We start from the raw sequence: 13,703 nt of genomic DNA, 5'->3' as shown, positions 1-13,703 counted from the left end.
CCGGTCTCCGTTTGAGGAAGTGCATAGAGCATAGTCGAACGCGCCTAATAAGGCCTCCATCAACCTGTTCCCGTTTTAGGACCACTGTAAGGATGCTAGTGGGCCATCATCAGGAGGCAAATGGCTGACAGCAGCTCGGCAAGCATGAGAAGTTAACGGCCACATGATGGTATCGTTCCCAGCATCGAGCCAGCCCTTCTGCAGCAGCCCTCCGACCGCATGAACGACACCACCGACCGCCTCGCCCAACTGCATCTGCGCAACGCCACGCCCGCAGACGTTCCAGCAATCCGCGCCCTGTTCGAGCGCGCCTATGCCGGCAGCGGTGTCAGCAGCTATAGCGCGGCGATGCTGCGGGGTCAGATCAACAAGTTCCCAGAAGGTCAGTTCGTCGCCGAGTATCAGGAAGACACGGGCACGCGCTTGATTGGCTTCTGCTCCAGCTTCCTCGTCAGTGGCGAGATCGCCCTGAAGCCCCACGGCTGGAACTGGATCACCGGCAGCGGCTATGCCTCTCGCCATGATCCCGATGGCGACTATCTCTATGGCATGGAGGTCTGCGTCGACCCCGAGTACCGCGGCCTGCGGATCGGCCAGCGTCTGTACGACGAGCGCAAGAAACTGGTCCAGTCGCAGGCGCTCAAGGGCATCATCTATGGCGGACGCCTGCCAACGCTCGATGCCGCCTTGACGCGCCAGGACGACGCCTATGACAGTCCACAAACCTATGTCGACGCCGTGGTTGAAGGCCGCGAGCGCGATCCGGTGTTGACCTTCCAGCTGCGTAACGACTTTCAAGTCATCGGCCTGCTGCCCGGCTATTGGCCCGAAGACAAGCAGTCGCGTGGCTACGGAGTGCATCTGCTCTGGCGCAATCCGAATGCCCCGGATGAAAAAGAGGAGGCGCGCGCCAAGCACTATGGCGGACGTCTGATGGATACCGTGCGCGTCGCAACCGTCCAGTACCAGCAGCGGCGGGTCAAGTCCTTCGACGAGTTCCTCGACATGCTGCGCTACTTCGTCGATGTCACCTCCGACTATCGCGCCGACTTCTGCGTCTTCCCCGAGCTGTTCTCGTTGCAGCTACTGTCGATGGAGGACCAGGAGCTGTCGCCAGCCGAGGCCATCGACGCCCTGACCCGCTATACCGGCCCGATCAAAGAGGCGCTGCGTGAGATGGCGATGCGCTACAACATCAACATCATCGCCGGCTCGCATCCGACCAAGATGGCCAATGGCCGGGTCGAGAACATCTGCTATATCTGCCTGCGCGATGGCGAGGTGCATGAGCAGGCGAAGATCCACCCGACGCCGAACGAGGTCTATTGGTGGAACATCGAGGGCGGCAACGAGCTGGCCGCGATCAATACCGACTGTGGCCCCATCGGTGTACTGATCTGCTATGACGCCGAGTTCCCCGAATTGGCCCGGCATCTGGTCGACCAGGGCGCTAATATCATCTTCGTGCCCTTTTGCACCGATGAGCGTCAGTCCTATCTGCGTGTGCGCTATTGCAGCCAGGCGCGCGCGGTCGAGAATCAATGCTATGTCGTCATGTCTGGCAACTGCGGCAATCTGCCGAATGTCGCCAACATGGACATTCAGTATGCGCAGAGCTGTATCCTGACCCCCTGCGACTTCCCCTTCGCGCGCGATGGCATCGCTGCGGATACGACACCGAACGTCGAGACCGTGGCCTTTGCCGATCTCGGGCTCAAGGCGCTGCGTGAGGCGCGCAATTCCGGCACCGTGCAGAATCTCAAGGATCGGCGGCATGACCTCTATACAACGATTTGGCGTGAGCGCTGAGCCTCAGGGTCGCTGATGACTCCGAGCCGACGCTTGCTCAGCCGCGCCCCCCTGGGGCTGCGACATCAACCCGCACAGCACAACCGACTGCGCGCGCTCGAGCGGATCGGCCTGGGCGCCTTGACGCTCAAGCTCTGCCTGCAGCTCTACCTGGGCATCCTGTTCGGACGCGCACAGTTCGATCTGCCGGCCTTTGCGCTCGCGCTGCGCCAGTCCGGTCTCACGGTCTTCCCGGCGCTGACGCTGGTCGCCGCCACCGCGGGGGTCATCCTCGGCCAGTTGGCCGCGCGACTGCTCGCCGAGATCAACCTCCCTGGATTGATCTTGGTGCCGGTGATCTACGCGGTGACCATGGAGCTGATCCCGCTGCTGGTGGGGATTCTGGTCGCCGGCCGCGCCGGTGTCGCGCTGGCCGCCCGTCAGGCGAATCTGGTCGCGAGCGGTCAGGTCGACGGGCTTTTGGTCAGCGGTATCAACCCGATCCAGTTCACCACCGGGCCGGTGCTGCCGGCAATGCTCGCCATGTCCTTCGCACTCGCCGTTTGGGGTAGCCTGGTCGCCTTGGGCGCCGCCCTGCTCTGGCTGGTGGTGATGGCCGATGTGCCGAGCTATCTGTTCAACGACGCCCTGCGCCAGGCCTTGACCCTGGCCGATCTGCTCGAGGCGCTGAGCAAACCTCTGATCTTCTCGCTGGTGATCGCCTTGATCGCCACCGCCAACGGCATCGCCGCCGGGCGCGATGTCGCCGGGGTCAGCCGCGCCGCTACCGACACCATGATCGGTGCCGTGACGGCGATCCTGCTGATCGATCTCGGTTACGCGCTGGCGCCTTGATCATGAACGCGCCTCCGGCCAATCCGCCCCTGGTTGAGCTCGATCAGGTGTTTCAGCACGTCAACGGACGCTGCGCGCTGAACGCCCTCTCGCTCTCGGTGCGACGCGGCGATGCCCTGCTGTTGATCGGCCCCAATGGCGCTGGCAAGAGCCTGACGCTGCGGCTCATGCTTGGCCTCGATCAGCCTTCCTCAGGCGCGATCAGGCTCTTTGGCCAAGACCTGGCCACCCTGACCGATGCCCAGATGAATCGGCTGCGCAGCCGCCTCGGCGTCGTCCTCCAAGGCGGCTCGCTGCTCGATGAACTGACCCTGCTGGAGAACCTACTGCTGCCGATGCGCTCGCGGCCCCTGGATCGCTCGGCACTGGCCCGCGCGGCGCGCCTGGTGATCACCCAGCTTCAGCTCGACGGCATGACCCATCACTACCCCCGCGCACTCTCGCTCGGACAACGCCGCAGCGCCGAGCTAGCCCGCGCGCTGATCAACCAGCCTGAGCTGCTGATCTGCGATGGCCTCAGCGATGGACTCGATCGGCCGGCGTTACGCGATATCCTGAGCATCCTGCAGGTTCAGCGCGAGACCAGAGGCCTCACCTTCATCGCCACCGATAATGCGATGCTCGATGTCATCGGCCCTGAGGATCGGGTGCTGGTCATGGACCGCGGTCGTCTGCTGTTTGATGGCACCCGCGCTGGCTTAGAGAACACCAGCGCTGAGGATCTCGAGCTGCGTACTATCCTTGAAGGACATCCCTGAATAAGCAGTAGTGAGTAATGAGAAGTGAGAACTGAGAAGTGAGTGGTGCGTGGTTAGCGGATAGTTGATCGTGGTGGATCGTCAATCGTAGATAGCATGAGCAGGTTGAATCGTCTCTATTCGCCGCCCGAGCTTGGGGCGCCCGGTAAGCGCCAGGCCCATGGTCGCCAGCGTGATCTGGCGCTCTCAGGCCTGTTCGTGTTGGCGATGCTGGGCTTGGTGCTCGGCGTGCTGCTGTTGCTGGCGCCTGGTCTGTTCAGCGGCTATAGCCTGCGTGCCTATTTCCTCGACGCCAATGGTCTCGACAGTGGCATCGATGTGATTCAGGAGGGCTTCGTCATCGGCCGCGTGCGCGCCCTCGAGCCGGTCTTCAGCGATGACGCCGATCGCGCCAATTGCCCGCAGCCGACAACAGCGCGCGCGCCGGATCTGCCCTGCTTCCGCGCCACGCTGAGTATTCAGCAAGACTGGCCGGTGCCCGCCGACAGTGTCGCCCAGCTCGCGCCCGCCGGTGTGCTGCAGGGCAACATCATTCGGATCATCCCAGGAACGGCAGCGGTCACCTTGAGTGCAAACAGCGATATCCCGACCATCGACCGTGAGCCAGACCTTGGCATGCAGATCAGCGCCACCATTGAGCAAGCTCAGCGCAGCCTCGACGAGGTGATCCGCCCAGCGCTCGCCCGACTGCAAGAGCGCATCCAGGGGCTGCTGGGGATGTTCCAAGACGGCGAAGACGGCACTGGGGAACTGGGCGCTGATCTTGGCCAGGGACTGGGCTCGGTGCTCGACAATCTGGTCGGGGTCAGCGCCAACATCGAGCAGAGCGTCAATCCGGAGCAGATTCAGGGCATCCTGACCGCCGTGCAGACACTCTCGGAGAATCTGGCGGTGGTCTCGGCGGCGCTGCCATCGCGCACCGAGGAGATCCAGAACGCCGTGGTCCAATACACCGCGCTGGCCGACGAGTTGCAGCAATTGGTCCAGGCCAGCCGACCTAGCGTGCAGGGCTCCCTAGACGACGTGCAGTATGTGTTACAAGAACTGTCCGCAGCCTTGGCGCCGATCCTGAGCAACATCGAGAGCGCATCGCGCAATCTCTCCGCGCTCTCGCGTGAGTTGCGCGAGGACCCGGTCTCATTGCTGCGCGGACAGGAGCAGGAGGACCAGTCGCCATGGTTCAATCGCTGAGGCGATGGCTAAAAACGCGGGTAGCGCGCGATACGGGGCTGCGCGATGTGGGGCCGCACGATACGGGGCCGCGCGACGCCCGGCTGCTCGGCGCTCTGCTGCTCACAGCCCTAGCCCTCGCTGGCTGCGGAAGCTCCGGGCCAGCCCAGCGCGATCAGTTCTATACGCTGCAGCCCGAGGTGGCCATCTCGCCCAGCCCTCAGTCCGTGCCGGGGAGTCTGCTGATTACACCCTTGGCGGCGCGTGGCTTCCTCGGCGGTACCCAGATCCTGTTTCGCACTGCGGACGCCCCGCTGCAAGTGCAACGCTATGATGCCTTCCTGTGGGACGAGGTGCCGGGCCGAGCGATCAGCGAGGCGCTGATCGCGGCCCTACGCGCCAGCGGCAGCTTCCAGTTCGTGGTCTCGGTGGCGGACCGCGCGCAAGCGGATTTCATGCTCAACGGTGAGCTCACTCGCCTGGAACATCTGCCGACCGCAACGCCACCTCAGGTCAGCGCCGCCTTCAACCTGACGCTCATCGCCCAGCAAGACCGATCGATCCAGTTCGCCCACAGCTACAGCGGACAAGCGCCGACGGCGGCCAACACCCCCGAGGCGATGGCGCAGGCCTTCAACCGCTTGACCGGGCGTTTGCTCACCCAAGCGATGCAGGACCTTCAGCGTCTGGCGCCAACCCTCAAGCGCACCCTGGCCAGCGACGGCTGATCTCTTGCCTCGACGCACAGGCTCAGATCCCTTTGCCACGCTGATGCCCGCCGACCTGGGCCAGATGCCGGTCGCCTGGCAGCAGCTGCGCATACCGGGGCCACCGCCAGGGCTCGCGCTCAGCCCAGCGGAGCAGAGCGCGCAGACCCCGGAGACGCGCTTTGCACGGCGCAGCATCCAACGCCTCGAACTGCGGGGCGAAACGGCACGGGATTCAGGCCACCCAGCATCTAGCCGCCCAGCACCTAGCTGCTCTGCACCCACTGAGCCCACTGATCCCACTCAGCTAACTCAGCCAATTGAGCCAGCTGAGCTAACTCAGCCAACTCAGCCAACCGATCAGCTCGCCTTGATCGACAAGGCCTCGCCTCACGCCCTGTTCGACCTGATGCTGACCGAGGTCTCGCCGCACGGCGCCGGACAGGCACCCAAGGCCGATGCCGACTCCGTCATGCCGATCACCGGACAACTGCTCTGGCAGACCGCCGCCAACTTTCATCGCTTCGTTAGCCGCCCCGAGATCCGCCGCGAGTTCGGGCTCGGCGCTGAGGCTGATCCGAGATTCCGCGCCGGCAACGCGCCAATGGCGCAGCTCGGCATGAATCAGGTCGACACCGAGCAGCTCGGCATGAAGCAGATCGCCTCGTCCGGGGTTGCCACGACAGAGACTGCTACGACGGAGGTCGCCACCCAGGCTGGCTGGCTACAACTGGCACTGAACTGTGATCCCAATACCCACGACCGCGAGAGCGTGCAGGCGCTCAAGTCCTTCCATTTGCATCTGATCTACTGGCGGCCACCAGAACTCCGGGCGCTGCACCAGGCCGACCGATACGGGGATCAGCACGACCCCTATCTGGCGCGACAATGTCTCGATCCGCTCAGCTTCATCGGCCCCAGGTTGCTCGATGACCGCCTCCAGGCGCTCGACCCCGATCTCGCCGCCCTTGGTGCGCAACGGCTGCCGGCAGATGCCAGCGCGAGCTGCGCCGGCCAGCGCCCGCTGGGCTGTCTGATCGCACTGCCGAGCTGGGACCTCTTGGCAACCCCAGCCTTTGAACGGCTGATCCGACAGCTGCACCAACGACTCACCGCGACGGCCAGCGCCCTATTGCGCGCGTTCACCGGCGCGGAGCAGGCGCCGAGGCCCTGGCAGCGTCACCGACTGTTACCCTTACGCCAGATCGCTCAGAACCTCGAGTCCATTGGTCTGAGTGCGGCGATCCGCGCCGATCTGCTCGCCCTCGCGCAGCCGCTGCACGACCTCTCCGCAGCGCGGGCTCAGCAGCTCAAACGCGCCTCGCCGGCTCGGCGGATGCATCAGATGACCCTGAACCAACCCTGCTACAGCCTGAGTCTCAGCCCGATGGACGCCCTCGGCCGCTCAACCCTCGGCGCCGATGGCCCGCTCCTGCTCAGCCTGCAGTTGAAACTGTTCTCGGGGATCGGAGGTGCCGGTCTGTTCTCATTTCCCGGCATCCCGAGCCTGCGTGTGCTCCGCGCGCAAGGACAGTTCTCGGACGCAGACTGGCAGCGCCGCGCCGACTTTCAGCGCCGCTTTGCCGAGTACAACAGCACAATAATCAAGCAAGACTGCGCTGAAGGACACCTCCACTACGGCCCAGTGGGTCAATTCCAGAGCGCCACCGGCTGGACGCGCTAGCCATGACCATGGCTCTCGCCGCCAATGCGCTTCACCATCCCCTGATTGCAGCCGCTGCAGGCAGGACGCGCTAGCGATGGACCTTTGTGCCTATGCCGGGAACATGCAGAGTCCAGCGTACATTTTTTTCTGGATGTATTAGCGATGGACCTCAGCGCCTATGCCCACCTGTGGATCTTGTTCTCGCTGCTGTCTGCGTTCTTTCACGCCTCGCGACTCGCCGTCACCAAGCACCTGAGCCTGACCCTTTCGGTCCGCGCGCTCACGCTCTATGTCAACCTCGCCAGCCTGCTAGTCACCCTGCCGTTGATCGTCTGGTATCACGACTTTCCGTTCGAGGACCGCATCTATCTGCAGGTCGTCCTGCTGGGCGGGCTGATCTCCGGGCTCGGCGGCTGGTCGCTCAACGTCGCCATTCACCGCAGCGAGGTGTCGCTGGTCGGGCCGATCCTGACCCTGACCCCGGCGTTTGTGATCATCATCGAGTGGTTGCTCACTGGCGCCTTGCCGGGCGCGCTCGGTTTCCTCGGCATCGGCTTGCTGGTCATCGGCAGCTACATCCTCGCCCTCAGTCACGAGCAAGAGGATTGGCATCGGCCACTGCTGCGCCTGGTCACCAATCCCGGCAGTGCCTTCACCTTGACCGCCGCGGCCTGCTTCGCCACCGCCTCGACGCTCGGGCGCATCGGCATCGAGCGCTCTGACCCGCTCTCGTTCGCGGTGATGGTTGCCATCATCAACCCGATCGTGCTGTTTACGCTGTTCAGCGTTCAAGACCGGCGCTTCTATCGCGAAGTCCTGCCGCCGCAGCTGGCCCGCCAGGCGCGCCCCTTGCTGCTGCTCGGGGTACTGTTCGCGCTGATGCGCATTGCCGACCAGATCGCGCTCAGCATGACGCTCGCCAGCTACGCAATGGCGGTGAAGCGCACCGCCGGGATGTTCTCAGTGCTGATCGGCCGCTGGTATTTTGGCGAGGGCCGCACCCGCGCCAAGCTTGTCGGCAGTGCGGTGATGCTGATCGGGCTGTTTTTGCTGACGCAGCTCTAACGCCTATGGCGCGGTGCCACCCCGGAGAATGAATCGCGTGAGATTCACCGTAACGTCTAAAGCGCAACGCCACTCGGGACGATGAAGCGCGCGCTTCACGATAACGCCCATAGCACGTCGCCAACCCGGACGATAAGACGCTTGTTTGACGGCAATCCGAAACGGCCCTTTTAGTTGTGCTCTAGCCGATCGACATCAACCGAGACGGCCAGACTGTGCTCGCCACCGCCATAAAACACGCCGCGCAGTGGCGTAACGTCCTGATAATCACGCCCGATCGCGGTGGTGATGTACTGGTCGGTGATCGCACAATCATTGGTCGGGTCAAGATCGACCCAGCCGCCGGTGTGGATCGCCTCCGGACAGTAGATCGCGAGCCAGGCATGTGAGGCATCCGCGCCACGCAGCTTGGGCTGGCCAGGTGGGGGCAAGGTCTCGAGGTAGCCGCTGACATAGCGGGCTGGCAAGCCAAGGCCGCGAAGCGCTGAGACCGCAAGATGGGCGAAATCCTGGCAGACGCCCCGACGCAGCTGCAGCACCTCAGCCAGCGGGGTTGCAACGGTGGTCGACGCCGCATCGTATTCGAAATCGCGATAGATACGGCTCACCAGATCCAACGCCGCTTCCAGCAACGGGCGCTCAGGCATGAAAGACTCGCGTGCATACTCGGCCGCCAGCGGATCGAGCGGCGCCGCAGGCGATGGCAGCGTGAAGAGGCGCGCCGATGCAACCTCGGCACCGACGCTATCCTGTAGCTGAGTCCGCATCTTCTCCCAAGGCTGAGTCGCGGCCGGCTCCGGCAGCGCAGGGGCCCAGACCTCGACCTCTGCAGTGGCGGTGATCTCGAGCTGCAGATGCGACTGCTGCACCGAGAAGTAGCTGACCCGGTTGCCAAAGAAATCGCGATGCTCACGCACCACCGAGGGCCAAGGGTTGATCCGTAGATTCGCGAGCTTGCAGCGTTGGTTGGGCGTCTCGCGCGGTTTCAGGTGAGCAATGCTGTGGCAGAGCGAGACCGGACCGCCGTATCCATAGCGCGTCTGATGGGTGATCTGATACCTCATCGCAGACTCCCCGCTGGATTGGCAGCCAGGGGAGTCACCGGCAGCGCACCCCGCAGCGCCTCGGCCTCCGAGCGCTGTCCAATCAGGTGATGCGGCTGCTCCTCATGCCGGAAGTATTGCGCAGTAACAGCGTCTGAGAGCGCGCTGATCGAGGTCTCCACACTGGCCAGTAACGCATCTAATGCATCGCGCCGTCGGCCGCCTTCGCTCGGTCGGGCGAGCAGATCCAGCTCGGCGAGCCGCAGTTCGGTCATCACCCGCATCAGCGTGCGCTGGGCCGGCGTTCGGCGCGTTGAGAGGCTGTTACCGGGCATCTCGTCGATCAATTCCGACAAGCGGGCGATCTGGTACGCCAGTGAGCGTGGATTCGCCTCGTCCTGCAGCACCAAGTCGAGCATGGCACCGACGCGGGTTCCGGCCTGGTAGCGACGCCGGTAGGTGATCAGGCTATCGGTGACGCCGAGCACCGCCTCGACCAAGATCGATTCCCCCTGATCGGGGCTGACGCTGACCAGGGTCGAGCGCAGTAAGGAGGCCGTGTGCAGGCCGCGCTCGAGCCGGCGGCCGGCCTCGAGGAAGTGCCAGCCCTCGTTATGGGTCATGTTCTCGTGGGTCAGGGCCGAGAAGGCCACCAACGAGGTGATCAGCGGGTCGAGCAGATCCAGCGCCCGGCCGAGTCCGCGCGGCGGGGCCTGGGTCAGCAAGCGCTGGCGGCGCTCGATATCGTTGGTCACGCGCCAGGTATCGTTGGACAAACGCTCACGCACCGACCAAGCCGCCTGCCCCAGCGCCTGCAAGGTCTGAGGCAATGCCCCAGCCCGCTTTTGGTCGCTGATCAGCGACAGCACCTCGGGCACCGGTTGCGCGAGCAGGTCAGCGGCTCCCTCGCCAACAAAGCCGGGGAAGGTCTGGCTCTGATGTGTCAGCGCTGCCAGCAGCAGATGCAGGCAGCAATCGGCATCGGCCTCAGCGGCCAGACTGCTGCGCTCGGTGATCTGGATGATGACGATGCGCAGCAGGCGCACCAAGCCCTCGGCGCGCTCGGCATAGCGGCCGATCCAGAACAGGTTGTCGGCAACCCGAGACGAGACCTCGCTCTCCTGCACCACTGCGGGCACCACCGCCGGCGCATTGGCATCTGCGGTGACGATCAGGGTCTCTTGGCGCTCCGGCTCGCTGGCCAAGACCCAGGTATCTTTACCCAGACCGCCGAGCTGATTGGAGATCATCGGCGTATCGGTATCCAGCGCGATCCGACTTAGACCGCCGGGCATCACCGCGTAGCCTTCTTGCTCGCTGACCAGGAAACTGCGTAGCACAAACGGTCGCGGCTCGAGCATGCCGTTGATGTAGGCCGGCGCGGTCGAGGGTTGAACCTCTTCTTGCGCCACATAGCGATGCGGCTCGCGTCGGATCGCCGCAATCAGCTCGTCGCGCTGCTCGGCATCGAGCTTGGCTCCAAACAGGCAGCGCTGGCCGGCCGGGCTGCCGGCCGGCTTAATCACCAGGTTATCCAGGTTGGCGATGACGAAGTCGCGCGCCTCGCGCTGGCCGCACCACCAGGTTTGCAGATGCGGCAGCACCAGTGCCTCACCGAGCAGCTGCTCGCAAAGCGCTGGCAGGAACGCCATCAGACCGGGATGCTCCAGCACCCCACTGCCGAGCGCATTGGCGATGCCGAGGTTGCCGGCGCGCACCGCTTGCAGCATGCCCGGCACGCCAAGCAGCGAGTTTTCTTTGAGCTCGAGCGGGTCACAGTTGACATCATCGACGCGGCGCATCAGGGCGTCGATCCGCTCCAGCCGCCCGAGGGTGCGCAGCCAGAGCGCGCCGTCGCGCACTGAGAGGTCACTGCCCTGCACCAGGTTGAAGCCGAGATAATTGGCGAGATAGGCATGCTCGAAGTAGGCCTCGTTGCGCGGACCAGGGGTCAACACCGCGACCCGTGCATGATCGCTGTGCCGCGGCGCGATGCGCGTCATCGCACGGCGCACCGAGCGATAGAAGCCGGCCAGTCGGTGGACATGGCTATCGCGAAACAGGCTTGGCATCACGCGCGAGAGCACCACCCGATTCTCCAGCGCATAGCCGCTGCCGGAAGGGATCTGGGTGCGATCGCCGATCACCCGCCAAGCACCGCTGGCATCGCGGGTCAGATCGGCGGCGTACAGCACCAGCGGCCGATCGCCCGGTGCTGGGGCGCCGTGACAGGGCAAGAGATAACCAGGGAAGCCGTCGATCAGCTCAGGCGGGAGCAGTCCCTTATCGATCAGCGAGCGCGGCCCGTACAGATCGAGCAGGATCGCGTTCAGCAGTTCGGCGCGCTGGATCAGCCCGCGCTCCAAGCCGGCCCATTCCTCGCCGCGGATCAATAACGGCAGCGGGTCCAGCTCCCAGGGCCGGGACATCCCCTGCGGATCACCATAGACGTTATAGGTGACGCCATTGTCGCGCACCAGGCGCCGCGCCTCCTGCCAGCGGCTATCGATCCCTTCCGACCCGAGCTCACGCAGCGCATCGATCAGGTACTGCCAGTGCGGTCGCAAGCCGCCATCGCTGGTGCGCATCTCGTCAAATTGGCCGGCCAGCGGACGATAGCTATCGCCCAGGCCTGTTGGCTCTGGAGGGGCGCTGGCTAGGTTAGCAACCATCGATGCGCAACACTGAAGTTGGCGAGCAGAGGCGCCGATTAGACACGCACAGCCCTCGCCGCGGCAAGGTTCGGCACAAGACCGAGCGCTTGGCTAGAGTCGCGCAGACGGCGCCGGTCAACGCCGGCTCTGAAGCATTCACATTCACAGTCTGAAGCCGCTCTCAGTGGAGATCTGTCAGTACGGATCTGTCAGTACGGATCTGTTAGTACAGATAAGGGATGAACTTGCTGACGCGCGCAGCATAGTCGCGGTATTCAGGATGACGCTCGGTCAGCCAAGCCTCTTCTTTACGCGCCTTGAAATCGAAGAAGAGGAAGCCGATCACCAGCCACAGCAGATGGGACAGGCTGAGCGAGTAGAACGTCCAGGCTAGCGCGGCGCTCAGCAGGCTTGCATAGAGCGGATGACGCACCAGGCTGTAGACCCCGTGCTGGACTAACTGGCTGTGGTCGACAGGATAGGGCAAGGGCGTCAGGTAATCGCGGATATGATGCGAGCCCATGGCGCCAAGCACCAGCGCCGCGAGCACGAAGGGGATCGCCAGGATCAGCCTCGGCAGCAGCAGCTCGGCGAGCAGCGCTGGCGAGAGCCCTGGATGCCAGACCGGGGTCATCGCAAAGATGATCATTAGCGCGAACTGGACCGCGACGAGCATTTCGCCGCGCCGTCCAAGCCCAGGCCGTGGCCGGTCGCTGGATTGGCTCATGAAGGTCTCCGTCTCAGGAATGATCAAAGCGCGTCAGTATCGCATCGGCCCGGCCCCGCGTGTCGGCTGGATATCAAGAAATCGAAGTTCAATCGACCTTGCCCTGGACCCAGGGTGGACGGACGGTACAGACTATGTAGATGTTCAAGCCGATGCTCCTAGCCCTCCTTGCGATGATGAATCCGGCCTTTGCCGCCCCTCCCGGACTGATCGACGATTTTCGCCAGGATCGAGACGCGTCTAGGCTCGGTACCGCCTGGCGCCTTACCACCGACCGCGTGATGGGCGGGATCTCGGAGGCGCAGATGACGCGCGCTGTGATTGACGGACGCCCAGCGCTTTGCCTAACCGGCACCGTTAGCCTCGAAAATAACGGTGGCTTCGTCCAAATGAACCTGGATCTCAGTCCCGATCGCGGACTCTTAGACGCAAGCGCCTACAGCGGGGTCAGGCTCATCGTGCGCGGCGATGGTGCTGACTACAACCTTCACCTCAAGACCGCAGCCACCAGGCTACCCTGGCAGTCTTACCGCGCCGCGTTCCAGACCGGATCGGCTTGGCAAGAGGTGCGACTGCCATTCTCATCCTTCGAGCCACACCGTCTCGTTCCCACGCTTGATCCAGCCCGACTCAAACGCCTTGGCATCGTCGCCATCGGGCGGGCCATGAGCGCCGACGTCTGCATCGCCGAGATCGGCTTCTACTAGCCTTCTACTCGCCTTCTACTCGCCAGGCTCCGCCTCCGACCGGCGAGCCATGATTTTGCTGCACTGCGACATCAGACTTGACTCATTCGTCAGCACTTGCGGCCGTCGAGCAACCTAAGGCTCATGGCGAGGCGCCACCCCGAAAAATGTATCGCCTGAGATTCACGTTAAGACCTCACTTTTCTCTCGAACAAAACGTCCGAAATGGCTGATTCTGAGTTCGCTCATCGGAGATTCACTGAGCAAGCCATCAGGGAAACCCTGATCAGCGGAAAGACTGGACCATATACAAGGCCTGAGGCTACAGCGCTAGAGAAGGCGCTCTGGCCTCAGCAAGTCGACCAGGCTCTCCTGGCGTCGTCTCCGCCCGTTCGTCTCGCCCCGGCACCCCCTGATTGCCTTTGATCCCGCGCCAGGGCTGCATCCTCGCCCCACCGATGCGGTATCAGCAGGGCATAACCACGGCGCTGCAGCGCCCTTTCGCCAACATCCACTCCACTTTGCCCCACCGGCATTGATGTCATCGCGGGCGAGGCCATCACTCTTCACTTCACATGAAAAAG

Annotated in this window: 11 protein-coding genes; 8 read left to right on the top strand and 3 right to left on the bottom strand. The window is 63.8% G+C overall.

The window, feature by feature from the left end:
* Nucleotides 1–219: 219 nt before the first annotated feature.
* The 7 genes from CKO42_RS00745 to CKO42_RS00715 all read left to right on the top strand — a co-directional run bounded on the left by CKO42_RS00745 (nt 220) and on the right by CKO42_RS00715 (nt 8,009).
* Nucleotides 220–1,809 (top strand): bifunctional GNAT family N-acetyltransferase/carbon-nitrogen hydrolase family protein, encoded by a 1,590-nt coding sequence (locus tag CKO42_RS00745; RefSeq protein ID WP_200236672.1) that lies wholly within the window; start codon nt 220–222, stop codon nt 1,807–1,809.
* A gap of 15 nt (nt 1,810–1,824) precedes the next feature.
* The gene (locus tag CKO42_RS00740) at nt 1,825–2,643 is read left to right on the top strand and encodes an MlaE family ABC transporter permease (RefSeq protein ID WP_200236669.1); all 819 of its coding nucleotides are present in this window, start codon (nt 1,825–1,827) and stop codon (nt 2,641–2,643) included.
* Nucleotides 2,644–2,645: 2 nt separating this feature from the next.
* Complete coding sequence (locus CKO42_RS00735; RefSeq protein WP_200236667.1) at nt 2,646–3,401, top strand: ATP-binding cassette domain-containing protein; 756 nt, start codon at nt 2,646–2,648, stop codon at nt 3,399–3,401.
* A 96-nt stretch (nt 3,402–3,497) separates the two neighbouring features.
* Complete coding sequence (locus CKO42_RS00730) at nt 3,498–4,592, top strand: MlaD family protein (protein WP_200236664.1); 1,095 nt, start codon at nt 3,498–3,500, stop codon at nt 4,590–4,592.
* Nucleotides 4,577–5,299, top strand: a complete 723-nt coding sequence (locus tag CKO42_RS00725) for an ABC-type transport auxiliary lipoprotein family protein (RefSeq protein ID WP_200236661.1) — start codon at nt 4,577–4,579, stop codon at nt 5,297–5,299. The genes CKO42_RS00730 and CKO42_RS00725 overlap by 16 nt, the downstream gene beginning before the upstream one ends.
* Before the next feature lie 43 nt (nt 5,300–5,342).
* On the top strand, nt 5,343–6,962 hold the full coding sequence (locus CKO42_RS00720; protein ID WP_200236658.1) for a hypothetical protein: 1,620 nt from the start codon (nt 5,343–5,345) through the stop codon (nt 6,960–6,962).
* A 144-nt stretch (nt 6,963–7,106) separates the two neighbouring features.
* Entirely contained in the window at nt 7,107–8,009 is a 903-nt protein-coding gene (locus CKO42_RS00715; protein WP_200236655.1) for a DMT family transporter, read from the top strand.
* 170 nt (nt 8,010–8,179) lie between these two features.
* Here the strand turns inward: CKO42_RS00715 and CKO42_RS00710 are convergent, their stop codons facing one another.
* The 3 genes from CKO42_RS00710 to CKO42_RS00700 all read right to left on the bottom strand — a co-directional run bounded on the left by CKO42_RS00710 (nt 8,180) and on the right by CKO42_RS00700 (nt 12,433).
* The gene (locus tag CKO42_RS00710; RefSeq protein ID WP_200236652.1) at nt 8,180–9,073 is read right to left on the bottom strand and encodes a transglutaminase family protein; all 894 of its coding nucleotides are present in this window, start codon (nt 9,071–9,073) and stop codon (nt 8,180–8,182) included.
* Entirely contained in the window at nt 9,070–11,724 is a 2,655-nt protein-coding gene (locus tag CKO42_RS00705; protein WP_200236649.1) for a circularly permuted type 2 ATP-grasp protein, read from the bottom strand. Before CKO42_RS00705 ends, CKO42_RS00710 begins: the two co-directional genes overlap by 4 nt.
* A gap of 205 nt (nt 11,725–11,929) precedes the next feature.
* Entirely contained in the window at nt 11,930–12,433 is a 504-nt protein-coding gene (locus CKO42_RS00700) for a methyltransferase family protein (protein ID WP_200236646.1), read from the bottom strand.
* Nucleotides 12,434–12,585: 152 nt separating this feature from the next.
* On the opposite strand from CKO42_RS00700, the gene CKO42_RS00695 reads away from it, so the two are divergent.
* Nucleotides 12,586–13,140, top strand: coding sequence for a CIA30 family protein (locus tag CKO42_RS00695; RefSeq protein WP_242479024.1), 555 nt, complete (start codon nt 12,586–12,588; stop codon nt 13,138–13,140).
* Nucleotides 13,141–13,703: the final 563 nt, after the last annotated feature.

Source organism: Lamprobacter modestohalophilus (assembly GCF_016583905.1).
In the GTDB taxonomy this organism is placed as follows: domain Bacteria; phylum Pseudomonadota; class Gammaproteobacteria; order Chromatiales; family Chromatiaceae; genus Lamprobacter; species Lamprobacter modestohalophilus.
The sequence above is the reverse complement of the archived record's forward strand: the minus strand, read 5'-3'. Positions and strand labels throughout refer to the sequence as shown.

What these genes read in the sequence shown, in the direction of transcription:
- CKO42_RS00725 (WP_200236661.1), top strand. Translation starts at nt 4,577, where the DNA reads ATGGTTCAATCGCTGAGGCGATGGCTAAAAACGCGGGTAGCGCGCGAT.
- CKO42_RS00735 (WP_200236667.1), top strand. Translation starts at nt 2,646, where the DNA reads ATGAACGCGCCTCCGGCCAATCCGCCCCTGGTTGAGCTCGATCAGGTG.
- CKO42_RS00740 (WP_200236669.1), top strand. Translation starts at nt 1,825, where the DNA reads ATGACTCCGAGCCGACGCTTGCTCAGCCGCGCCCCCCTGGGGCTGCGA.
- CKO42_RS00715 (WP_200236655.1), top strand. Translation starts at nt 7,107, where the DNA reads ATGGACCTCAGCGCCTATGCCCACCTGTGGATCTTGTTCTCGCTGCTG.
- CKO42_RS00720 (WP_200236658.1), top strand. Translation starts at nt 5,343, where the DNA reads ATGCCCGCCGACCTGGGCCAGATGCCGGTCGCCTGGCAGCAGCTGCGC.
- CKO42_RS00710 (WP_200236652.1), bottom strand. Translation starts at nt 9,073, where the DNA reads ATGAGGTATCAGATCACCCATCAGACGCGCTATGGATACGGCGGTCCG.
- CKO42_RS00700 (WP_200236646.1), bottom strand. Translation starts at nt 12,433, where the DNA reads ATGAGCCAATCCAGCGACCGGCCACGGCCTGGGCTTGGACGGCGCGGC.
- CKO42_RS00730 (WP_200236664.1), top strand. Translation starts at nt 3,498, where the DNA reads ATGAGCAGGTTGAATCGTCTCTATTCGCCGCCCGAGCTTGGGGCGCCC.
- CKO42_RS00705 (WP_200236649.1), bottom strand. Translation starts at nt 11,724, where the DNA reads ATGGTTGCTAACCTAGCCAGCGCCCCTCCAGAGCCAACAGGCCTGGGC.
- CKO42_RS00745 (WP_200236672.1), top strand. Translation starts at nt 220, where the DNA reads ATGAACGACACCACCGACCGCCTCGCCCAACTGCATCTGCGCAACGCC.
- CKO42_RS00695 (WP_242479024.1), top strand. Translation starts at nt 12,586, where the DNA reads ATGCTCCTAGCCCTCCTTGCGATGATGAATCCGGCCTTTGCCGCCCCT.